At 66.4% G+C, this 22,266-nt stretch carries 21 protein-coding genes; 12 read left to right on the top strand and 9 right to left on the bottom strand.

What is annotated here, in order from left to right:
• Window positions 1-67 precede the first annotated feature (67 nt).
• From AACX88_RS05180 to AACX88_RS05165, 4 genes are all read right to left on the bottom strand, one after another.
• The gene (locus AACX88_RS05180) at window positions 68-1,909 is read right to left on the bottom strand and encodes a glycosyltransferase (protein ID WP_339392046.1); all 1,842 of its coding nucleotides are present in this window, start codon (window positions 1,907-1,909) and stop codon (window positions 68-70) included.
• A gap of 57 nt (window positions 1,910-1,966) precedes the next feature.
• Window positions 1,967-3,436 (bottom strand): glycosyltransferase family 2 protein, encoded by a 1,470-nt coding sequence (locus tag AACX88_RS05175; protein WP_339392045.1) that lies wholly within the window; start codon window positions 3,434-3,436, stop codon window positions 1,967-1,969.
• Between the two features lie 123 nt (window positions 3,437-3,559).
• The gene (gene tagD / locus AACX88_RS05170) at window positions 3,560-3,949 is read right to left on the bottom strand and encodes a glycerol-3-phosphate cytidylyltransferase (protein ID WP_339392044.1); all 390 of its coding nucleotides are present in this window, start codon (window positions 3,947-3,949) and stop codon (window positions 3,560-3,562) included.
• 110 nt (window positions 3,950-4,059) lie between these two features.
• Window positions 4,060-5,310 carry a CDP-glycerol glycerophosphotransferase family protein gene (locus tag AACX88_RS05165; protein ID WP_339392043.1) on the bottom strand — a complete coding sequence of 417 codons (1,251 nt, stop codon included), beginning with the start codon at window positions 5,308-5,310 and terminating at the stop codon, window positions 4,060-4,062.
• Between the two features lie 84 nt (window positions 5,311-5,394).
• Here AACX88_RS05165 and AACX88_RS05160 point away from each other — a divergent pair, with 84 nt between their 5' ends.
• The 4 genes from AACX88_RS05160 to AACX88_RS05145 all read left to right on the top strand — a co-directional run bounded on the left by AACX88_RS05160 (window position 5,395) and on the right by AACX88_RS05145 (window position 9,435).
• The gene (locus AACX88_RS05160; RefSeq protein ID WP_339392042.1) at window positions 5,395-6,522 is read left to right on the top strand and encodes a magnesium and cobalt transport protein CorA; all 1,128 of its coding nucleotides are present in this window, start codon (window positions 5,395-5,397) and stop codon (window positions 6,520-6,522) included.
• A gap of 121 nt (window positions 6,523-6,643) precedes the next feature.
• The gene (locus AACX88_RS05155; protein ID WP_339392041.1) at window positions 6,644-7,321 is read left to right on the top strand and encodes an HdeD family acid-resistance protein; all 678 of its coding nucleotides are present in this window, start codon (window positions 6,644-6,646) and stop codon (window positions 7,319-7,321) included.
• Complete coding sequence (locus tag AACX88_RS05150) at window positions 7,321-8,187, top strand: glycerophosphodiester phosphodiesterase (RefSeq protein WP_339392040.1); 867 nt, start codon at window positions 7,321-7,323, stop codon at window positions 8,185-8,187. The genes AACX88_RS05155 and AACX88_RS05150 overlap by 1 nt, the downstream gene beginning before the upstream one ends.
• A gap of 72 nt (window positions 8,188-8,259) precedes the next feature.
• A complete protein-coding gene (locus AACX88_RS05145) occupies window positions 8,260-9,435 on the top strand; it encodes an MFS transporter (RefSeq protein ID WP_339392039.1) in 1,176 nt (391 codons plus the stop codon).
• A gap of 108 nt (window positions 9,436-9,543) precedes the next feature.
• Here the strand turns inward: AACX88_RS05145 and AACX88_RS05140 are convergent, their stop codons facing one another.
• A complete protein-coding gene (locus AACX88_RS05140; RefSeq protein ID WP_339392038.1) occupies window positions 9,544-9,903 on the bottom strand; it encodes a hypothetical protein in 360 nt (119 codons plus the stop codon).
• A 296-nt stretch (window positions 9,904-10,199) separates the two neighbouring features.
• Between AACX88_RS05140 and AACX88_RS05135 the strand changes: the two genes are divergently transcribed.
• Window positions 10,200-11,255: an alcohol dehydrogenase catalytic domain-containing protein gene (locus AACX88_RS05135; protein ID WP_339392037.1), complete on the top strand. Its 1,056-nt coding sequence runs from the start codon at window positions 10,200-10,202 to the stop codon at window positions 11,253-11,255.
• A gap of 54 nt (window positions 11,256-11,309) precedes the next feature.
• Here AACX88_RS05135 and AACX88_RS05130 read toward each other — a convergent pair whose 3' ends face one another.
• The 3 genes from AACX88_RS05130 to AACX88_RS05120 all read right to left on the bottom strand — a co-directional run bounded on the left by AACX88_RS05130 (window position 11,310) and on the right by AACX88_RS05120 (window position 14,230).
• Window positions 11,310-12,671 carry a DUF2252 domain-containing protein gene (locus AACX88_RS05130; protein ID WP_339392036.1) on the bottom strand — a complete coding sequence of 454 codons (1,362 nt, stop codon included), beginning with the start codon at window positions 12,669-12,671 and terminating at the stop codon, window positions 11,310-11,312.
• A 73-nt stretch (window positions 12,672-12,744) separates the two neighbouring features.
• Entirely contained in the window at window positions 12,745-13,692 is a 948-nt protein-coding gene (locus AACX88_RS05125; RefSeq protein WP_339392035.1) for a formate dehydrogenase accessory sulfurtransferase FdhD, read from the bottom strand.
• A 1-nt stretch (window position 13,693) separates the two neighbouring features.
• Entirely contained in the window at window positions 13,694-14,230 is a 537-nt protein-coding gene (locus AACX88_RS05120; protein WP_339392034.1) for a MogA/MoaB family molybdenum cofactor biosynthesis protein, read from the bottom strand.
• A 186-nt stretch (window positions 14,231-14,416) separates the two neighbouring features.
• Between AACX88_RS05120 and AACX88_RS05115 the strand changes: the two genes are divergently transcribed.
• The 3 genes from AACX88_RS05115 to AACX88_RS05105 are packed head-to-tail and all read left to right on the top strand — an operon-like array spanning window position 14,417 to window position 16,683.
• Window positions 14,417-14,863 (top strand): MarR family winged helix-turn-helix transcriptional regulator, encoded by a 447-nt coding sequence (locus tag AACX88_RS05115; protein ID WP_339392033.1) that lies wholly within the window; start codon window positions 14,417-14,419, stop codon window positions 14,861-14,863.
• Window positions 14,864-14,923: 60 nt separating this feature from the next.
• A complete protein-coding gene (locus tag AACX88_RS05110) occupies window positions 14,924-16,117 on the top strand; it encodes an LLM class flavin-dependent oxidoreductase (protein ID WP_339392032.1) in 1,194 nt (397 codons plus the stop codon).
• The gene (locus tag AACX88_RS05105) at window positions 16,117-16,683 is read left to right on the top strand and encodes an NADPH-dependent FMN reductase (protein WP_339392031.1); all 567 of its coding nucleotides are present in this window, start codon (window positions 16,117-16,119) and stop codon (window positions 16,681-16,683) included. The genes AACX88_RS05110 and AACX88_RS05105 overlap by 1 nt, the downstream gene beginning before the upstream one ends.
• Before the next feature lie 161 nt (window positions 16,684-16,844).
• Here the strand turns inward: AACX88_RS05105 and AACX88_RS05100 are convergent, their stop codons facing one another.
• On the bottom strand, window positions 16,845-18,155 hold the full coding sequence (locus tag AACX88_RS05100) for an ISL3 family transposase (RefSeq protein WP_167560104.1): 1,311 nt from the start codon (window positions 18,153-18,155) through the stop codon (window positions 16,845-16,847).
• Between the two features lie 134 nt (window positions 18,156-18,289).
• Between AACX88_RS05100 and AACX88_RS05095 the strand changes: the two genes are divergently transcribed.
• The 4 genes from AACX88_RS05095 (at window position 18,290) to AACX88_RS05080 (ending at window position 22,214) form a co-directional block, all read left to right on the top strand.
• Complete coding sequence (locus AACX88_RS05095) at window positions 18,290-19,852, top strand: cryptochrome/photolyase family protein (protein ID WP_339392030.1); 1,563 nt, start codon at window positions 18,290-18,292, stop codon at window positions 19,850-19,852.
• 151 nt (window positions 19,853-20,003) lie between these two features.
• Window positions 20,004-21,257 carry a methyltransferase domain-containing protein gene (locus AACX88_RS05090; protein ID WP_339392029.1) on the top strand — a complete coding sequence of 418 codons (1,254 nt, stop codon included), beginning with the start codon at window positions 20,004-20,006 and terminating at the stop codon, window positions 21,255-21,257.
• Between the two features lie 100 nt (window positions 21,258-21,357).
• Window positions 21,358-21,708, top strand: coding sequence for a hypothetical protein (locus AACX88_RS05085; RefSeq protein ID WP_339392028.1), 351 nt, complete (start codon window positions 21,358-21,360; stop codon window positions 21,706-21,708).
• A gap of 125 nt (window positions 21,709-21,833) precedes the next feature.
• Complete coding sequence (locus AACX88_RS05080; RefSeq protein WP_339392027.1) at window positions 21,834-22,214, top strand: VOC family protein; 381 nt, start codon at window positions 21,834-21,836, stop codon at window positions 22,212-22,214.
• The last annotated feature ends 52 nt before the right edge of the window (window positions 22,215-22,266 follow it).

Here is a 22,266-nt window from a genome sequence, read left to right as displayed (position 1 = left end):
TACTTCCGTGACCGCCGACACTGCCCGCGGATACTGGGAGACCGCTCGCAACTTCGCTGCTGTGCGATCAACCGACCTTGAGGCTGAGATTGCCCTTCACCGTCCGGTAGGGCACCACTGCCCTGCCGCCGGCATCGTCTGCGTGAGCTTCGACACCGTCGGCTGCGACGGTCTCCGTCGCCCCGCCTTCACCCGTCCAAGCGATGCGGTGACGTGCGATCCTGTCCGGTCCGGGCGTCTGCCTCCAGACGTCGACGATCGCACCCGAAGGCACTCGGGCGAGCTGGTCTGCGGTGAATGTCGCCGTTCCGTCCGCCGTGATCGCCGAGGCGAACGAATAGTAACCGTCACGAGTGGTCATGACGATCGCATCGTCGGCACCGTGCTGGGCGGAGTCGTCGGACAGTCGGATGATCACATCTCCGCAGGAGTCGAGCGCTGCTTCGCCCGGCTGGGGATCGGGGGCCCGCTTCGACGGCGGCCTCGGCGTCTCCTGCAGGTCTGCGAACAGCTGCGCCCAGCGTTCGGTGACGCTTTCGTCACTGAAGGTGCGTGCCTTCGCGATCGCCGCCTGCCTCAGTGCCGCAAGTGCGGAGGCGTCGGTGTCGAGCAGAGCTGTGATGGCCGCCGCCATCTGCCTGGGGTCATCGACGAGGTAGCCGTTCTCGCCCGAATCGATGATGTCGGATGGTCCGTACCGGATGTCGTAGGCGATGGGGACGCATCCTCTCGCCATGGCTTCGATGAGGACGACGCCCATGCCTTCGAACGAGCTGGTCAGCAGCAGGAACGAGTAGTCGCTCAGTCGAGCGGCAGCGCCGTCGACGTGACCGGTGAAGGTCACCCGTCGGCTGAGCACGTCGCTGTCGTGGACTGTGCGTTCGAGTTCGGCGCGCTTGTCTCCGTCGCCGATGATGTCGAGAGTCATCTCCGGACCGACTTCGCTGACGGCGGTCAGCGCGTGGTCGACCCGTTTCTGGCCTGTCAGACGCGCGACCACTGCTCCGCGGTCGGACGATCTCGACGCTTCGCCGAGTCCGTCGTCGCTCACGGCGGTCGAATTGGGGATGACGACCAGGGTGGGAGAGTCGCCGAAGGCACGGACGAAGTCCGCTTTCTGCTTCTGGGTGAGGAACACGATGAAGTCGTAGTCGAACCAGTGGCGCAGGATGTCGAGTCGGGACTTCGTGAAAGGTCCGTTCGGCGAGTCGGAGGTCGGGTGCAGATGCGAGTTGTGGAGCACTTGGCCGATGCGGATGTGATCGCGGCGGTAGTGGAAGAGGAAGGTGGCGATGTACTTTGATTCGTTGATCAGGACGGCCTGGTCAGGTCCGATCGCGGCGTCCAGCCAGGCGAAGTAGAAGTCGCGGGCGCGAGTGAACTCTCCCACGTACCGACCGTCGTGATCGATGAGCACGAGACGCCGCTTCTCTCCGGTCCGGTCGTCGATGAGCCAGGTCGAACCGTCTGCGCGCAGATGGTCGACGCGTTCGACCTTTCCCGCCGAGTCGAGGTGCTCGACATATCTCGACGTGCTGTGAGTCTCCGCCGATTCGCGTGCTTCCGGAATGCCGCCTCCGGTGCGCGTGCCGGCGAACGCCTTCAGCTGCCGTCGATCGTACGTCGCCACCTCGTCCCAGGCATTGCGCACGCGCATGCCGTCGATGAGTTCACCGCTCGCACGCAGTCGGGCCCGGGCTTCGTCGACATCGAGTCGGTAGTCGAGAGTGAGCACATCGACGCTGCGCCCCAATTGAGTCACGAAGGTCCGCGATCGTCGCAGCATGACTTTGGTCAGGCCGCCGTACTCCTGGGGAATCGACCACGTGAGATCGAAGACACGATCGATGCCGTCGTGGGCGGGGGTCGCGGATCCTCGGATCCGCCGGAGAAGCCGGTTGAAGATCATGGGTGGCGTTCCTCGGGTGTGCGGTGCTGGTGGGCTGCGATTCGGACGTGCAGAACGTTATCCCGCAGGACGACCGTTGCGCCCGAGCACGGACCTGGCCACTGCCTTCAGCCCTGAGGATACGTGCAGATTCATTCCGCCCAGGGTAGTCGAGCCGGCGTCGAACGTCAGTCCCAGTCGTCGAGTGCTCAGGTGCGCCGACTCGTTCAGGCCGACTCGGATGAAACCGGTCTCCGCGCCCGCGCTGTCGATCGCACGGACGTAGACCTTCGCCGATCCCTGCGACAGCAGAGTCTTCAGGGGGATGACCGCACGGAAGCGGCGAACGGCATTGGCGGCACGGTCGGCGCTTCCCTCCGAGTCCGGTGCATCGAGAAGTTCGGCGTCGATCTGGGCCAGCTCCTCATCGCCCTTGCGCAGCTGCAGTGTGAGGCGACTGAGGTCGTCGGTCGCAAGGACGGCGGCCGCTGTCCCTTCGACCTCGACGGACAGCTTTCGGAGCCGCACTTCGTCGACGTGGGCGAGCACCGCGCGCGATCGGTTGCCCCTGCGACTGACAGCCTCGACGAGCGCGGGGTTTCCTGTCGCGAGGCTCCACGCGCGCGCCCGATTGAGCGGGCTGTAGAACTCGAAGAGCCGATCCGGCAGGCAGAACTCTTCGACGAGTCGGCGTGATTCCTCGATCCATGAGAGTCGAAACCCGATGCTGCGGTTGTCGAAGCTGTCGTTGAACCGGTTGAGCGTCACTCGACGGAAGAAGTCCGCCATCGCCTCTCGACGCAGTTCGTCGCCCCAAGGGCCCGACGACAGGGGTGTCAGGCTCTCTCGGATCCCCTCGGCATGGAGGCGGGGCTCGGCTCCCATCTGGCTGATGTGGCCCCCGCCGTGGTCGTAGACGAAGTAGCAGGTGCGATCGGCGAGGATCGAGACCCTCTCAGCCGACGCGTACGCGCGGAAGCAGAACTGTGCGTCCTCCAGCCTGATTCTGTGTGCTGGGAACCTCAGTCCCCGAGCAGTGAGGAAGGCTCGACGGAAGAGTTTGAAGCAGAAGTTCGAGCGCACAAGCCGACGAATGTCGCCGTCGTCCTGCGTGTCCGCGAAGACGTCGGCATGAGTACGGCGCCCTCCTCGTCCTTCGATCCGCACGAGCACGACATCGCTCGACTTCTCGTCCGCGTAGGCGACAGCCGATCCCAGGCAGTCGCCGTTGAGTCGGTCATCGGCATCGTGGAAGAACACATAGTCCCCGCGCGCGACGTCGAGGCCGGCATTGCGCGGCGCCCCGGCCCATCCGGAGTTCTCCTGTCGGATGACGCGCAGGTTGGTGTGCTCTCCCTCGAGTTGAGCGAGCACGGTCGGAGTCTCGTCCGTCGATCCGTCGTCGACGACGATGACCTCGGTGACCCCGCCCTCGCAGGTCTGGGATGCCGCGATCTCGACAGCCGTGCGCACGTGCTCCGGGCTGTTGTAGACGGGGATGACGATGGACAGGCGGATCGGAGGGCTTCCGGTCGTCTTCTGGCTCACGCGGCCGTTCCTCTTCTCAGTGGGGATCCGGTCGGGGCAGACCGGGTGCGGGGAACCAGCCTCGGCGGGCTGAGTACGGGGCGGGAACTCAGCAGGTCGGGGAGTACCAGCCGTTCCGCAGGGTCAGGACTTGCCGAGTTCGGACTTGATCCTCGTGGTGGAGATCTCCGGCGTGCGGGAGAGGTAGACGACGTCGACCTTGTCCTTGAGGAAGTCGAATTCGCCTTCCCAGTCGTCGCCCATGACGAAGGCGTCGATGTGGTACTTGTCGACGTCCGTGACCTTCTGCTCCCAGTTGTCCTCGGGGATGACGAGGTCGACGTAGCGGATGGCTTCGAGCATGCGCTTGCGATCCTCGTACGTGAAGTACGACTTCTTGCCCTTGCCCGCATTGAATTCGTCGCTCGAGAGGGCGACGACGAGGTAGTCGCCCTGTTCCTTGGCCCGCTGCAGCAACCGGATGTGGCCGTAATGCAGCAGGTCGAACGTGCCATAGGTGATGACTCGGCGCATGCGCGGTGCTTCCCAACTTTCGAAGGACGCCGACTGAGAGCAGACGGGTCCCGCAAGATCATAGAATTTCACCGCAAGTTTACCAGTCTGCCATCTTGACGATGAATCGGTCAGTGTCGTGAGCTCAGGACCTCTGTGCGTCCCGCGACGACCTGCTTCGCGGCATCGATGAACTGCAGGATCTGCAGCCCCGGCTCCGACGTCCCGAGGTAGTGAGCACTCGTGTCGGAATCCGCAGGCGCCTCGAGCACCGTCGAGGCGATGGCGCTCACGTCTTCGCGCCGGATCGTCGGCACCCTGTCGAACAGGCCACCAGAGAGGATATCTGCGCGCGGATCGGAGGGTTCGACCATCACCAGCGGCTTGCCTGTCGACAGCCAGTCGAAGGCCACCGACGACATCTCAGCGACCGCGACATCGGCAACGTCGAACTGCCAGCCCACGCTCGGTGTCCGATCGACGAATCCGCGCGGATGCTCCTCGAGACTCCTCTCCACATCTCGCAGCGCACGCGCGAACCGAGGATCGAGCACTCCGGTGCGCGGATGAGGACGGAGGATCACCCGGCATCCGGAACCGAGGAGCGCCTCGGCGATCGCCGCGCCGGTCTCCGGCAGCGTCCCGTAGGCCATCGACGGAGAGTCGCCTTCCCAGGTCGGCGCCCAGAACACGACCTGCCCCTCAGGTGCTGCCTCGGCGAAGTCGATCCATTCCTGCGGCAGCGTCCGAGGTTGATCGAGCGGCGGACGTCCCACATCGATCATGTGCTCCTCGGGCATGCCGATGAGAGCCCGTCGGATGCGTTCTCGCGCCGCCGGACCTGCGGTGAAGACGTAGTCGTAGGCCTTGAGCTGGTTGGAGATCATCGAGATCTTCTCGCTCTCCCCATGGCTGAGGTGCACGTGGGCGGGCCGCGGGAAGCGCAGGGCCTGGAAGTTCCCGATGGCCTGATTGACATAGAAGACCGCACGCAGGCACTCACTGCTCATGAATCGGTCGAATCCGCGGGTCAGTCGCGAGAACCTCACGGGCAGCGCTGTCTGCCCGCTCACCCGCCGGGCCACCTGCGCATCGCGGACGACGATGCCGAACGGCTCACTCCCATGGCCGTCGGAGCGCAGTGCGTCCGCGCACTGCTCGAACGACCACAGCCACTGCTCGAGCTGATAGACCGACGAGAGGTCCGAGGCGAAGTACGCGCACGCGACGAACCGGTCCGTGTCCCGAGGCGCGAAGTCGCCCGGAAGCCGGGCCTCCGCCCACCGCTGCTCGGCGATCCTCGATCCGACCCTGAGCGCCGTCCGCGCGAACTTGGCTCCGCCCGTCACGCGGGCGCTGAGCTTCTTCGGCAATGTCGTCATGGCACCATTGTGCCTGGCAGTCCACGACTCCCCGCATTCGACGACGTCGGATCCAGGAGTACGCCCGCAGACCAGGAGACTCAGATGCCACCGTCACGCCGACTTCCCGTTCCCTCGATCGCCCGCCGTCCGCGACCCGGCGCGAACGGGCGCACCCCGGCCCCCGCCTCGGCGCCGGTCCTGCTCAGCCGACAGATCGTTGACAGCGAACCCGGCCCGATCTCCGTCTCCTCCTCTTTCGCCGAGGCGCTCGCCGACTGCACCCCGGACGAGTCCTCCCAGCCCGGAGCGATCACGCAGGTCATCGTGCCCCGCTCAACCCCCGAGCTGCTCGCGGAGATCGCCACCGCCTGGGATCTCCATCCCCTCCTCGTCGAGGACCTCTTCCACGCGGACCAGCGCCCGAAGGTCGACCGGTACGGCGATGTGCTCTTCGTCGTCCTCATCTCCGCGCTCTACGTCGATGCGAAGGAGGAGGTCGAGTTCAGCGAGTTCCACCTGCTCATGAAGGGTGACGACCTCGTCATCATCTGCCAGGACGGCCGCTTCATCGACGGCCTGCCGATCCCCACCGACGCGCACGGTCTCGAGGAGCACTTCTCCGACGCCGATCTCATCGGCAAATCGGACAAAGCCCTGCTCTCGCTCGGGCCCGAAGCCCTCGTCTACCGTCTCCTCGACGGCGTCGTCGACGGCTACTTCCCCGTCATCGACGGCCTCCAGGACGACAAGGACGGCATCGAACGCCAGGTCTTCAGCGGCGACCCCGCGGCGGCCGAGCGCATCTACCGGCTCAGCCAGGAGGTCATCGACGTCCTCCATGCCACGACCCACCTCAGCCGGCTCACTCAGGCGCTGAGCAACGGGGCGACGAAGTACGCGATCCCCGATGAGCTGCGCGCCTACCTCAACGACGTCACCGATCACCTCACCCGCGTCCTCGCCGAGGCGGGGGAACTGCGCGAGGCCCTCTCCCAGATCCTCAGCGTCAACGCCACCCTCGTCGCTCAGCGCCAGAACGAGGACATGAAGAAGATCTCCGGCTGGGCGGCAATCCTCTTCGCTCCCTCGCTCATCGGCGCGGTCTACGGGATGAACTTCGAGAACATGCCCGAACTCGCATGGCCCTTCGGCTACCCGATGGCGATCTTCCTCATGGTCGGCCTCAGCGCGACCCTCTACACGGTCTTCCGGCGGAAGAAGTGGATGTGATGCTCGGGCCCATACAGCAGCTGTGACCCAATCGGTGCATTCGAATCCCCGCCGGGAAATCGGTTCGGACTTAGGATGAAGTGGCCAGAACCATGGCAAGACCCCTTCACGAGGAGCTGAGATGACCACCTCACCCGACCATTCCGAATCCCCAGACTTCCCCGGCTCGAACCCGGATGCCGGTCACGCGGCGGGAACGTCCGCCGGCGGCTCGCACAGCCCTGTCGGCTCGGCTCGCTCCCTGCTCACCGACCTCGGTCGCGGAGTCTTCTGGGTCGTGCTGCTGCGCGGCATCCTCGCAGTCCTCTTCGGCCTGCTCATCTTCATCGCCCCCGATGCTGTGGCCGTCGTCGCCGGCATCTGGATCGGCGCGTGGCTCGTCGTCGACGGCATCCTCACGATCGTCAACGCCAACACGGCGCGCAAGCAGGGTCTGCCGTGGGGCTGGGAGCTGACTGCCGGCATCGTCTACATCATCGCGGGTATTGCGATCTTCATCGCCCCGCTCGCCTTCGCCGTGGCCTCCGGGATCTTCATCCTCTGGCTCATGGCCTTCGGCATGCTCGTCCGCGGCATCTTCACTCTTGCGTCGAAGTCGTTCCGCGGCTGGTCGAAGCTCCTCGGCGTCCTCGACATCATCTTCGCAATCATCGTCATGATCGCCGTGTTCACGTCCCCGACGACCGCGCTCGTCGCACTGCTGTGGATCATCGGCATCTACGTCATCGTCTTCGGCATCTTCCTCATCGTCATGGCCTTCATGGCCCGCTCGCAGGCCAAGCGTGCGATGAACGGCTGATGCCGCCGTTGAAGAAGGATCCCCGCGAACGCTCACGCACCCGCAACACCAGAAGAGCCTTCGTCTCAGTGGCAATGGCGAGCTTGATCGCCGCCATTGCCACTGGGTGCTCCCCAAGTCCCTCCACGCCGGAACCAACCGCCACCAGCCCATTCAAAGCTCCTGCAACGGTCTCCGAACTGAGCTTTCCCGTGACGATCTCCCACCGAGGTGGGGCCCTCGTCTATCCTGAGGAATCGATGGAGGGCTTCACGGCTTCGGCAGAGGACGGTTTCCTGCCCGAAATGGACATCCAGTTCCTCTCCGACGGGACCCCTGTGCTCATCCACGATGAGACAGCAGACCGCACGCTCACGGGGGCGTCCGGCGAGATCCGCGATCTCTCTCGCAAGCAGTGGGACCAGGCAACGATCACCAACCCGACGGACGGACCAGCGGCAGAGACAGTGACTCTGACCGAACTCCTCGACGAACTCGGCGGGGAGGTCGTCCTCGTACCTGAGATCAAACCTGGGGCCACCACTGCCGAGGTAGATCAGGTCCTCGATGAGTTCGACGACCGAGATCTGCAGAACTCACTCATCGTCCAGTCGTTCGACTTCAGAACCGCATCGACGATCGCCGAACGAGGGTTCACCTCGCTCTACCTCTTCGAAGCATCACTTCCGAAGGAGTCGCCGACTCAGATCGCCGACGCCGGCATCGACTGGGTAGGGCCCAATCGTGGTCTTCCGGCAACCGATATCGCGCTTCTGGCGGACGCGGGACTCAAGGTCGCTCCATACGGCCTGAAGACTGCCGAAGACGCAGAGGTGCTCCCTGATGAGGTTTCCGGGTGGTTCACCGACGACCCCTGGGACAAGTGAGGCAACTGGACGTCATCTACTGATGTGATCCGATCCCGTTCGCGACCCCTGACGCGAGTACAGTGTGGACTCGTGACCTCCCCAGACGCCCCGGCCTCTCCGACGCGACCACCGTTCGCCGTCTCGCTCGCGGCATTCGTCAGCAGCTTCGACCGGTTCGCGGTCAGTCCGCTGCTCGTCCTCGTCGCCCTCGACATGGACGTCACGCTCGCCCATGCCCTCGTCATCGCGAGCACCTACTACCTCGCCTACGGCGTCAGCCAGCCGATCTGGGGAATGCTCTCCGACCGCCTCGGGCGCATCCGGCTCATGCGGCTGAGCCTCATCGCCGCCGCCCTCGTCGGCATCGTCGCGGCCCTGGCCCCGTCGCTCACGGTCCTCATCATCGCCCGCACCCTCGGCGGTGCGTTCTACGGGGCGATCGTGCCCACTTCGCTCACCTACGTCGGCGACACCGTTGACGAAGAGCACCGGCAGCCGGCCCTGGCCGACCTCATGGCCGCGATCGCCGTCGGCACCGCCCTGGCGACGGCATTGGCGGGCATCATCGCCGACCTCGTCGACTGGCGCCTCGTCTTCGCCATCCCCTCCGTCCTCGCCGTGATCTCCGTCCTCGGCCTCGCCCGCGTCCCCGAAGCCCACCGCGAGGCTCAGACCGGGATCCTCCAGACCATCCGCACGGCACTGAGCAACAAGTGGGTGCTCATCGTCATCTCACTCGTCTTCGTCGAAGGGGCCATCGTCCTCGGTGTCCTCACCCTGCTCGCCCCGGCCCTGCAGTCCCTCGGCGTCGGCGCGGCCGTCGCGGGCCTGTCCACCGCGGCCTACGGGGTCGGCGTCATCGTCACCAGCCGCATGGTCAAACCTCTCTCCCGCCGCCTGCCCATGCCCGGCCTCATGGTCATCGGCGGCAGCGCCACGATCGCGGCCTTCGTCCTGCTGACCATCCACCTCTCGATCGTCACAGTGATCATTGCGGCGTTCCTCCTCGGCGCGACGTGGTCGTTCCTCCACTCCTCGCTGCAGACCTGGTCGACGACGGTCCTGCCCCAAGTCCGCGGAACCGTGGTCTCGCTCTTCGCCGGATTCCTCTTCGCCGGCAGCGCGTTCGGGGCCTGGGCCGGCGGCCTGCTCGGCGAACGCGGCGAATGGACGCCGCTCTTCGCCACGACAGCCGGAATCGCCGTCGCCCTCACCGTCGCCGTCGTCCTCTGCCGCCGAGCCTACGAAGGCCCCCGCAGGGTGTGAGGCTCCCGCAGGGTGTGAGGCACCCGACGAGCGTGAGTCACACTCCGAAATCGCCCACTCGAGCACGGACGAATCCCCACCAGGGTTCGGCCGACTGAGCAACGCCCCTCACCAGGGGTTGGCCAGCTGCCACTGCCGGTGCCAGTACCGGTCGCCGACATAACGCGACTTGTTCGGACGACACCCTCGCAGACTGGCATTGGCCGCGAGCCACGCCCGGACGGCGGCCGGCACCTCGTCCAGCCGTCCGTTCCACTCCTCCAGCTCGAGCAGCAGACTCGCCCCGTCCTCAGCGGTGAGCAGACACGAGTAGCGCGTCAGCCCCGCAGTGTTCTGCGAATGCGTGTACGTGACCGAATCGCACCCGGTGGTGAGGTAGAACCGGATGTACTCCCCCGACACCGCCGAGCACAGAGCCTTGAAGCCCTGGTACGTCGTCAGCCACTCCGGCACCGAATATTCGTTCATGTGTTCTATTGTGCGCGTCGATCGTCGCTCCGGACAAGCCGTCGTCCTGACCCAGACGACCTCGCCCGCCGAGGTGGGAAACCCGATCCGATCCAGCGCCGACTGCCCGCTCCGGTTGCCCGTTCGGCGGACGATCGCCGGCGAATCTGCCGCACTCGGCGGTTGTCGCACCCTCCTCCTCGGCGGAATCGTAGAAGGCAGGGCGCACGCCCCGTCCGACCGCGGCGATCAGCCCGAGGCCGGCAGACCGCACACCACGCTGGGCCGGGCATGACACCGGCCGGAGAAGAGGAACGATGAAGGCAGTGAGACTCCACGGACGCGAGGATCTTCGAATCGAGGACGTCCCCGCACCTGCCGCCCCGGGCCCCGGTCAGATCAGGCTGCGCAACGGCTTCGTCGGCATCTGCGGCAGCGACCTCCACCTCCACGCCCACCCCGAGGCCTCCCCCGTCGACCTCTTCACCCCGCACCCGGTCACCGGCGCGCACCTCCCCCAGACCCTCGGCCACGAGTTCTCCGGCACCGTCGCCGAGGTGGGTCCCGGCGTCGACGGCATCGCCGTGGGCGATCGGGGTGCGGTCTTCCCCGTCGCCTACAGCTGCGGCGAATGCGTCGCCTGCCGACACGGGGAACCGACGAGCTGCCGACTCATGGCGTCCCTGGGCGCGAATGCGAACGGCGGCGGCATGTCCGAGTCGGTGACCATCAGCGCCTCCCAGTTCCACCCGGTGCCCGCATCGGTCAGTCTCCAGCATGCCGCTCTCGTCGAACCCATGGCCGTGGCCTGGCACGGTGTGAGCCGGTCCCGCGCCACCGGCGAGGACACCGCCCTCATCCTCGGTGCCGGCCCGATCGGCATCGGGACGTGGTACGCCCTGCGCGCGCACGGGGTCGTGGACGTCCTCATCTCCGAACCGAACCCCGACCGTCGTGCCAGGGTCGCAGCCCTCGGCGCCACCGTCATCGACCCGCTCACCGAGGACGTGAATGCCGCCGTCGCCGAACTCACCGATGGTGACGGGGTGACGATCGCCTATGACGCCGCCGGCGTGCCGGCCGCACTCGAATCGGCGCTCGCCGCCCTCGCCCCGGGCGGGCGGGTCGTCCTCCAGTCACCCCACGAGGCGGGCTTCGAGATCCAGCCGAGTGCGATCATGATGGGCGAGTACGAACTCATCGGCTCCGTCGGATACACGCCGGCCGAGTTCGACGGGGTCATCGCCCGCATGGCCGCCGGCGACTACGACACGACGGGCTGGGTCGAGGAGATGGGACTCGACGATGCAATGGCGGCGATCGAACGGCTCACCGAGGGTGCGGGCACGAAGATCCTCCTGCGGGTGCGCTGAGCACGGCCCGCCCGCCGCGCAGCGGCGCCGGACGCGCGGGACCCGCCGCCTCGCTCAGTCCTCTTCGGCCCATTCCCCGAGCAGCGGGTACTTCCCGCTCTTCGCGGCCTCGACGAGCTGCGCATGGTCGGCGGTGACCACCTCGGCGTACTTGCGCGCCCATTCGCTCACCGCGGTCGCGAACGTGTCCGAGTTCCCCAGGTATTCGACGACGAGGCGGGCCTCCGGTGACTGGGAGTGGGCTCGGGCGAGGACCTCTCCGCACAGCCGTGAGTAGCTCTCCAGCTGGGTCGCGTCGAGGGTCGCCAAGTCATAGCTGCCCTTCATATCGCGGAACTGCCGCCAGTAGTAGTCACGGCCGTTGAAGGTGTTCCAGCCGAGGAACGGATCCGACACCGACTGCAGGACCGTCTGCGCGCGGACGACCCTCTCCCCTTCCGACGAGATGATCTTCCCTTCGGGCCGGTCGGAGAAGGGGATCTGACCGCCGAAGGCCGTGACGACGGACTCCTGCGCCTCCTTGACCTGGAGAAGCATCGACTCCTCGCCGGGGCCCGAGAGCAGGACGAGGAAGCAGCGCGTGCCCACGCTGCCGACTCCGACGACCCGGAGGACCGAGTCGGCCACGGAGAACTGCCGCAGCAGCATCATCACGTCGGTGCGGGCGGTCTGCCGGTATTCGGCGAAGAGAGTCTCGACATCGATGCCCGCTTCGTCGAAGTGCTCGGTGAGCGGCGGCTGGTCGACGATGCGCAGACCGGAGTCCGAGGTCTCGGTGGCGAACTTCTTCAGCGCCTTCTCACCGGTTCGGCTGCGGGCCTTCTTCATCGCCTTCGCCGTCGCCTTGTCCTTGCCGCGCCCGCGGGCTTCGATGGCGCGCAGCATCGTGTCGGCATCGACGATCGCGTAGAACCGGTCGAGGGCCGTCTGCTGCATGAGTGCGGCCAGACGTTCCTGGTAGCCCTTGACCGAGGCGAAGGCCGCCGCATGACCGGCCTCCTCGCTCAGGCCGTGGACCTGAGCGCTGAGGTGCGCCGAGGCGGCGAGGCGCTTGACGTCCCACTCGAAGGGCGCGTACTCCGCTTCGTCGAAGTCGTTGAGATCGAAGACGAGTGAGCGTTCGCGGGAGGCGAAGAAGCCGAAGTTGCCCAGGTGTGCATCGGCACATGAGAGCACGACCGGTCCCGCGCTCCTGCCGGCATTGAGGTCGCTCGACATCTGAGCGGCGGCGCCGCGGTAGTAACTGAAGGGCGACTCGGCCAGTCGCTGGGTGCGGATGCCGAGCAGTTCGGGCAGCCGGGTCTCGTTCTGCTCACAGATCACGGCGACCGGGTCACGGTCGGCGGGCAGATCGAGGTCGGCCTGACTCGACCGTGGGGTTGCCTCGCGGAGGCTCTTGCCGTCGGTTGCGACCATGTCTTCGCCCTTGCTCTCGTCACGCCTGCCTGGCTTCAGGTCACCCCATCGTAGCGGTCCGCGCGCCCTCTGGTCAGGCGATGCGTTCGGGATGGGAGTAGACGTTGAAGCGGCCCTTGCGGTTGAAGCCGATGACGGTGACGCCTGCGGTCCTGCCGTAGTCGGCGGCGAGCGCCGAGGGGGCGCTGACGGCCGACATCATCGGAATGCCCGCCATCGCCGACTTCTGGACGAGTTCGAAGGAGGCCCGAGCCGAGACCTGGAGGACGGTGCGCTTGAGCGGCAGCCCGCGCTCGGCCATGGCCCAGCCGATGACCTTGTCGACGGCGTTGTGGCGCCCGACGTCTTCGCGGATGACGAGGAGTTCCGGTTCGGCCCGGGGATCGTCGCCGACGGCGAAGAGCGCGGCCGCGTGGACGCCTCCTGTCCGGTCGAACAGCGACTGCCCCTCGCGGAGGCGGTCGGGCAGCTCCCCGATCCGTGCCGGGGAGAGCAGGGGCGGGAAGACGATGTCACCGTCCTCGTCGAGATGCGGGGCATCGAGCCGTGCAACATCCTCGGCGGCATTGCTGGCCTCGACGTCGTCCCGTGACCCGACGCCGAGGAGGGGGATGAGCGGGTACGCCGAGTCCTTCGTCACCGCGTCGATGGCTGCGGTGCCGCAGATCCCACACGACGACGAGGTGTAGACGGATCGGGCGGGGGCCGCCTCGGCGCTCCACACCCCCGGCGCCAGCCGCACCCGGGCGACGTTGTAGTTCCGGGACCCGTCGGGGGCGAGCCCGGTGGAGAAATCGATCTCGACGATGTCGTCCATCGCGGTGACCACGCCTTCGGACAGGAGGTAGCCGGCGACGAGTTCGACGTCATTGCCGGGGGTGCGCATGGTCACGGAGAACGCCTCGCCGTCGAGGCTGACCTCGAGCGGTTCCTCGCCGGCGAGTGAGTCCGGGCCCGCTTTGATCTCTCCGGTCGCGTCGAAGCGGTGGACGCGGGCGCGCACGGCCTTTCGCTGCTGCATCTCAGACCCGCGGCCCGTGGTCGGTGGTGTCCTCGATCGAGGTCTGGATGTGCTCGAGGAGGTCGTCGATGACCGCGATGCCGTCCTTGACCCCGCCCTTCGACCCCGGGAAGTTGATGACGAAGCTGCGACCGCGCACCCCGGCCACGCCCCGGCTCATCACCGCCGAGGAGGTCGATTCGAGGCCTTTGCGCCACATCGCGTAGATGAGGCCCGGCGATTGGCGTTCGAGGAGCTCGGCGGTGAACTCCGGGGTGCGGTCGTCGGGGGCGAGTCCCGTGCCGCCGCTGGTGACGACGATGCGGGGGCGGGCGTCGACGGCGGCGTTGACGAGGAGGTCCCGCAGCGCCTGACCGACGGGTTCGCCGTCGCGGACGACGATCGCCTCGGGGCAGTCGTACCCGCGTCCCCGCAGCCAGTCGACGAGGATGGGTCCGGTCGTGTCCGCCGCCTCGCCTCGGGCCGCCGAGGTGGAGGCGATGACGACGGCGGCGCGGCGTCCCGTCCCGAGGAGTTCGCTCGTCTCGGCCTGGCTCATCCAACATCCCCTCGCAGCAGTGTCGACTCGTTCGCGCCCATTGTCCCACGCGCCGTCCGGCCCTTCACCCCGGATGACGTCCCACGCGCGAACGACCGCCATCAGTTCACCTTGCTGTGCCGACATCAGTACAGTGAGACACAGCCGCCGAGCCGACCCGACCCGGCCGCGAACCGAGGAGTGACCGTGGATGACCTGACGCTGAGCACGCTGAGCTGGCTGCGCATGGCGCGTTTCGTCCAGAACAGCAACCAGATCTCCAACGGTCACCTGCGTCAGTTCGGGCTCACCGTCGGACAGTTCGAGGCGCTGGCCAACATCAGCGCATACCAGCCGGTGACCCAGTCCGATCTCGCAGCGCGGCTGACGGTCAGCGGCGGCGGCATCTCCCGGATGGTCGCCCGCTTAGAGCGCGACGGGCTGATCTCGCGGCGCCAGGACTGGAAGACGAAGTACATCTCGCTCACCGAGAAGGGCAGGGACCTCCTCGAGCAGGCCTTCCCCAGCCAGCTCGCCCTCCAGTCGTCGATGTTCGACGACGTCCTCGACGAAGACGAGATGACCGAACTCCATGCGCTGCTGAAGAAGCTCTACGACCACAGCGTCGAACGCCGGAGAAGCACCGGGGAATAAAGTCGCACCTCCATCAGTTGACATGGCAAACGAGAAAACCATCGTCCTGAAGGAGACACCGTGCCTGAGACCGACACCCCCATGGAAGCCCTGAACTTCGACCCCGCCAAGGGCCTGCAGTTCGGCATGTACACCCTCGGCGACCATCTGCCGAACCCGCTCGACGGGACCCGCGTGAGCGCCGGTGAGCGGATCCGCGAGTTCGTCGCCTACGCCAAGGCCGCGGAAGACGCCGGCTTCGACTTTTTCAGCGTCGGCGAGAGCCACCAGCGGTACTTCGCCTCACAGGCCCACGCCGTCATCCTCGGCGCGATCGCCCAGGCCACCGACTCCATCCGCATCGGCAGCACCTCGACGATCCTCAGCACCTCCGATCCCGTGCGCGTGTTCGAGAACTTCTCGACGATCGACCACCTCTCCGAGGGTCGCGCCGAACTCGTCGCCGGTCGCGCCTCGCGCATCGGCCTCTTCGAGCTGCTTGGCTACGACCTGCGCGACTACGAGGAGCTCTTCGAGGAGAAGTTCGACCTCCTCCTCCAGATCAATCGGAACAAGCGCGTGACGTGGAGCGGCGAGTACCGCGCTCCGCTCAACGACGCCGAGGTCCTCCCCCGCCCCCAGCAGGATCCCCTGCCGATCTGGCGGGCCGTGGGCGGCGCACCGGCGAGCGCGATCAAGGCAGGACTGGCCGGGGTTCCCATGGTCATGGCCCACCTCGGCGGGACCACCTCGGTGTTCAAGACCACCGTCGACGCCTACCGGGAGGCCGCACGTCATGCCGGCTACGATCCGGCGACCCTGCCGATCGCCACGGCCGGGTTCCTCTACACGGCCGCCACCTCGCAGGATGCACTCAAGGAGCTCTACCCGCACGTCAACGACGGCATGATCCGCGTCAACGGTCAGGGCATGCCCAAGCAGCTCTTCGCCCAGAGCGTCGACCCGCAGAGCATCGTCAACATCGGCAGCCCGCAGGAGATCGTCGAGAAGATCCTCCACCAGCACGAGGTCTTCGGCCATCAGCGTTACCTCGGTCAGATCGACTTCGGCGGCATGCCGTTCGATCGGGTGATGAAGCAGATCGAGACGATCGGCTCGGAGATCATCCCGGCCGTGAAGAAGTACACCGCCCAGCCGGCCGCCGCGGTCGAGGCCGACGGCGCCACCGATGCTGACGGTGCCGGCGCGGGTTCCGACAGCGCGAACGGAGCTGACCGTGCGGGTGCCGGTGCGAAGAGTGAGGAGCTCGTGTGATGAAGATCGTCGTCCTCTCCGGTTCGAACGTCGGCACGAAGACGCGGACCGTGAGCGAATACGTCGCCCAGACCGTCATGGCCTCCGACCCGGAGGTCGAGGTCAGGCTCATCGACCTCGCCGAGGTGGACATGGTCTTCGCCGACGGTCGCAACTACACCGAGTACACCGGCGACACCGGCGACGTCGCCCGGGCGATCATGGACGCCGATGCGATCGTCATCGGCACCCCGATCTTCCAGGCGTCGATCCCGGCGACGCTGAAGAACGTCTTCGACCTGCTGCCGGTCAACGCCTTCCGCGACAAGGTCGTCGGCATCGTCGCGACCGCGGGTTCGCCGAAGCACTTCCTCATCCCGGCCCAGCAGCTCGTCCCGATCCTCACCTACATGAAGGCGCAGGTCGTCCAGCCCTACGTCTTCGTCGAGGAGAAGGACCTGCACCGCAATCAGATCGTCAGCAGCGATGTCATCCAGCGCCTCGACCGCCTCGTCGAGGACACCCTGATGCTCACTCGCACTTATGCGGCGATCCGGGAGGAGAAGGAAGCGGCGTACGGATTCTGAGGCGCGGCGGCAATTCGTCAAGCAGATTCCGGGGAGCGGAAACCCTCCCCGGAGTTTCGCCTGCGTGATCTGCATTCGCGCAGGTGAGCGCGCTCGTTCTCGGAATGTTGAGCGATTCCGTCCAGCGTCCTTGCAAGAACGCTGAATAGGGTTTTGGTGGCTCATCGTAATTGAGAGTGTAGAACCGGTCTGAAGCCACCGGACTCGAGCAGACACCTCGCGATGTAATGCGTGAGGTTGCGGAATCCCAGCGCGGACCCGCGTAGATGCTCGAGTCTGCCGTTGATCGCTTCAGTGGGACCGTTCGACGTTCCCGGTCGGGTGAAGAACGCGAGCACATCAGCAGCTCGACGCTTCAACGTTCGTCCTAACCGTTTGAGCTCGACAAGTTCGGATGGCAGATTCGTTGTCAGGGCGTCGATGACCGTTTGCAAGAGTCTCTTGCCCTCTTTGCGGTCCGCGGTTCGGTAGGCGCTGACAATGTCTTGGTAGACGGCCCAGGTGACTTCGACTTCGGTGAAGTTCGGGTCAGCGAAGAGGTTCGCGATTCTTTCCTGCTGCTTGGTCGTGAGTAAGCTGCTGCCCGTGTGCAGAGTTCTTCTTGCCCGGTACAACGGGTCCTTTGCTCGTCCGCGATGGCCGGTTGTCTCTTGCTGAACTCGGCGACGTACCTCGTCGAGGGCATCACCGGCGAGTTTGACGACGTGGAAGGGGTCCATGACTTCGACAGCGTCGGGCAGCTCCTCAGCTGAGGCTGTTTTGAAGCCGGAGAATCCGTCCATCGCGACGACGTCGATGCCCTCACGCCAGTCTTTCGGTCGGTCTTTCAACCATTGTTTGAACACCTGCTTCGAACGGCCAGCCACCATGTCGAGCAGACGTGCCGAGCCTGTTCCCTCGCTGATCGGGGTGAGGTCGATGATGACGGTGACGTACTTGTCGCCACGCCGGGTATGCCGCCATACATGCTCGTCGACACCAATGACGCTGACCCCGTCGAAACGAGTCGGGTCGTTGATCAACAACCGCTGACCTTCAGCGAGGACGGCGGAGTTCGCGGTGTGCCAGGACACTGCGAGTTTCGCAGCGATGACGGACACGGTGTCGTGATCGATGACGAGGGCACGCAACGCCCAGTCGAGGCCGGTTCGCGAGATCTTCGCTCGTGGTGGTGCCGCGGCTGTGGCGTCTTGACGCCAGACGCGGCCACACTCGACGCATTTGTAACGGCGGAGGCGAAGATGAAGCGTGGTTGGTCGGTAGCCGAAAGGTTCGTGGGCCAGACGGCGGACGACGGTATCGCGAACGATCCCGTGGCCACCGCACCGACGGCACCAGTCATCAGCAGTGTTGGGCCGGCATTCCAGAATCGCCTTGTGCCCGGTGATGTTTTGGCCGGTGCAGGTCAGATCGAGGGTGTCGAGTCGGCAGAATGTCGTGAGGTCAGGGGTCGAGAAAGTAGGCTTGGCCACGTCGAGGTCTTTCGGATGGATTGTGTGAGAACTTCCATCATCGGAAGACCTCGACGTCTATCCGCGCAGCGACTCGCCGTGTCCTGGAATCACCGATCTACACTCTCAATTACGAAGAGCCAATAATCCTTGCCATGGTGTCTCGTGCCTCTCGGCCTCTCACTCTGCTCTGGTTCCGCGACGATCTGCGCGTGACCGACCACGAAGCGCTCACCGCTGCCCGCGACGACGGTGATGTCGTCGCGATCTGGATCCGCGAGGAGAGGGATACCGAGGGTCGAGGGCCGCGACCGCTCGGTGCCGCGACGCGCTGGTGGGTCCACGAGTCGTTGCAGGTGCTCGGTGCCGAGCTGGACAAGCGCGGCATTCCCCTGCTGTTCGCGGCGGGCACCGCCACCCAGATCATCCCCGAGGTCGCCGCTGAACTGGGGGCCGACACCGTGCGGTGGTCCCGGCGCTATGCACCGGCATCCCGCGCTCTCGACGAGGCGGTCGCCCGGGAACTCGAAGCGCGGGGCATCGCGTCGGAGGACTCCCCCGGCGCCCTGCTCGTCGAACCGTGGAAGGTCGAGCCCTCCTCGGCGAGCGCCTACTACAAGGTGTTCACGCCATTCTGGAACGCCGCTCGGCAGGTGTCCGTCGACCTGCCGCTGCCGGCAGTGAAGGCGCAGAGCCTTCCACAGGAGGTCGCCGATCGAGTGGATCGCGTGCGTGGTGCGAACACGCATCTCCTCGCCGAAGTCGACGACCTGGGCCTGCTCGAGGCCGGAACGGGACCGGCGTCGACGCGTTTCTCCCTGCGCAGCGGTGAGGGTGCCGGTGCCGCGAAGATCAGCCTCGGTGAGGGGGACCCGCGTTTCCCCTGGTGGGAGGACACGATTGCGCGACACTGGACGCCCGGGTGCGTCGCGGCACACGAAGCGGTGGACCACCTCGGCGAGAGGATTGCGGGGTACGCCGAAGACAGGGACATCCCCGGCGACCCTGAGGGGACATCGGCTCTGTCGCCGCGGCTGCGGTTCGGGGAGATCTCTGCGCGGAAGCTTCTCGCCGCGGTCGATGCGCTCGGCGATGTCGGGGCGGTCGACCGGGAGGCGTGGATCCGGCAGCTGTACTGGCGGGAGTTCGCGTGGCATCTGACGTACCACGTGCCCGATCTCGACCGGCGTCCGATGCGGCCTGAGTTCGCGGGCTTCCCGTACGAGGACGATCCGGAGGCGCTCGCGGCGTGGCAGGCGGGGCGGACGGGGATCGCGCTCGTCGATGCGGGCATGCGGCAGCTGTGGCGGACCGGGTGGATGCACAATCGGGTGCGCATGGTCGCCGCGAGTCTGCTGACGAAGAACCTGCTGCTGCCGTGGCAGCTGGGCGAGCAGTGGTTCTGGGACACGCTCGTCGACGCGGACGAAGCGAACAACCCGGTCTCGTGGCAGTGGGTCGCCGGTTGTGGTGCCGATGCCTCTCCGTTCTTCCGGGTCTTCAACCCTGAGCGTCAGCGCGCTCGCTTCGATCCCGACGGCGTGTACGTGCGGCAGTGGCTCGAGGGGGATACGGGTGAGAGTGCGCGCGAAGTCGATGCTGGTGACAGCGACGACGGCTCTGCCGGCGAACAGGTGCCGATCGTCGACCTCGGCGAGTCGCGACAGGCAGCACTTGCCGCCTTTGACGCGATGAAGAGCGCACAGAGCGCCGACTGAGTCGCCTTACTCGCGTCCGCCTCATCGAGACCGCCAACTTCCGCCGAGACCGCCGCCTGCAGCCTGCAGTCTCAGCGGAAAGTGGCGGTCTCGGTGGACATTCGAGTGGGGCGGTGGCCTCGGCGTGGTGGTCGCCTGGACCCGGCCTAAAATGGAACGCATGACCGCGTTGCCTCTCACCCCCGCCTCGGCGAACGACGGGCGACTGGTCTGCCACTACTTCGACGCGAACCGCTGCCGTTCGTGCTCCCTCATCGAGACGCCCCACGCCCAGCAGATCTCCGACAAGGAATCCTGGTGCCGCGAGATCCTCGCCAGCCATGCCCCCGACCTCTGGCTGCCGGCAGCGTTCGGCCCCGATCACGACTTCCGGAATCGGGCGAAGCTCGCGGTCGGCGGCGCCGCAGGTGCGGTGACACTGGGCATCCTCGACCACGAGTTCCACGGCGTCGACCTGCGCGAATGCGGCATCCAGGCACCGTCGATCCGCGCCGTCATCCCCGCTCTCGCCGACTTCCTCGACGCGACCGGGCTCGACCCCTACGACGTCTCCGCTCGCCGAGGTGAGCTGAAGTTCGTCCATGTCACCGCGGCTCCGTCGGGTGGGCTCATGGTCCGCTTCGTCGTCCGCTCGCAGTTCGGCCTCGAAGTCATCACCGCGCGCAGAGACGCCCTGCTCGCGGCGATCCCGCAGGCAAGCGTCGTCTCCGTCAATCTCCTGCCCGAGCACAAGGCCGCACTCGAGGGCAGCCGGGAGGTGATGCTCCGCGGAGAGACCCTGCGGATGGACCTCGAACGCGTCGACCTCCATCTGCGCCCCCGGAGCTTCTTCCAGACGAACACCGAGGTCGCCACCGCGCTCTACGATCAGGTCGCCCACTGGGTCGACGAGGTGGAGCCCCGCACCCTGTGGGATCTCTACTGCGGTGTCGGCGGGTTCGCCCTGTGGTGCGCGGCGCCGGGCGCGGTCGCCCCTCGGCGGGTGACGGGCATTGAGATCAGCGAGCAGGCGATCGAGTCCGCGAAGCTCAGTGCCGCAGAGCTCGGCGTCTCCGCGGAGTTCATCGCCGGGGACGCCACGGATTTCGCGGCGACCCATCTCGACTGTGCCGCGACGGACACCGCACCGACCGGAGGTTCCGGGAAGGCCGGCGTCCACCTCGGCGAGAGGGAACGGCCGGATCTCATCATCGTCAATCCACCCCGGCGCGGGATCGGGGCGAAGCTGTCGGAGGTGCTCGAGAACTCGGGCGTCGAGCACGTCGTCTACTCGAGCTGCAACCCGCTGACCTTGGCGAAGGACCTCGATCGGATGCCGAGCTACACCGTCGAGCAGGCGCGGGTGTTCGACATGTTCCCGCACACGAAGCACCTCGAGGTCGCGGTCCTGCTGCGCCGTCGGTAGGGCGAGTCGGCTCGAGGCGTCCCCGCGGGGACGCGCAGTGATGGAAACTGCCAGCGGAAAACCAGTGCGGTCACCCCAACCGGCAGGCTAGATTGACCTCATGACCATCTCACTCAACTCCGACGCCGTCGAGTACGCTCGTGAACTGATCCGCGCAGGCAAGGTGGACCGCAACGATCGCGGCGACTGGTCGGCCGAGAAGCCGAGCGCCGAAAGCGAAGACGTCTTCATCACGAACAACGGCTGGGACGCCTACGCGAAATGGCACCTCGGCATCGACGAATCCGCGGACCCGCGCACGAAGAAGGCCTACTCCTTCCCCTACGGCGACTTCCTCGTCGTCCACCGCTCCGGAGTCATCGCCGCCGAATCCCGGGCCGGCGAGTACAAGCACACGGAGATCGAGAAAGCCGCGAAGGAGCTGCTCACCCTCATCGACGAAGGCGAGTGACGCACCCGTAGCCTCAGCGGACGGAGTCCGCATTGCGCCTCAGGTCGACTGCCGAAAGGTCGACCGTCTGAGGGCCGACCGCCTGAAGGTCGACCGTCGCGAGCTCCCTGACCGGAAAGATCTTCATGTCAGCAACCTTCAACCACACCATCGTCGCTGCCGCCGACCCGCAGGAATCGGCGCAGTTCTACGTCGACATCCTCGGCGCCGAACACGCCCAGTCCTGGGGGCCGTTCGCCAACATCATGCTCACCGGCGGGGTGATGCTCCAGTTCGCCACTCCCCCGCCGCCGTATGAATTCTCGCCCGTGCACATGGCCTTCCTCTGCGATGACGCACAGTTCGACGCGGCGGTAGCGCTGCTCACCGACCGCGGACTCGACTACTGGGCCGACCCGCAGCGCACCAAATCGCACGAGACGAACACCGAACACGGCGGCCGCGGGGTCTACTTCCTCGACCCGGCCGGTCACTACCTCGAACTCATCACCCAGCCCTACCTCTGAGGCTGGGCGCGGAGCGTTCGTCGACGGCGCGCCCCCTCAGAGACGAACACCC

The organism is Brevibacterium metallidurans (genome assembly GCF_037101285.1).
Classification (GTDB): Bacteria; Actinomycetota; Actinomycetes; order Actinomycetales; family Brevibacteriaceae; genus Brevibacterium; species Brevibacterium metallidurans.
The sequence above is the reverse complement of the archived record's forward strand: the minus strand, read 5'-3'. Positions and strand labels throughout refer to the sequence as shown.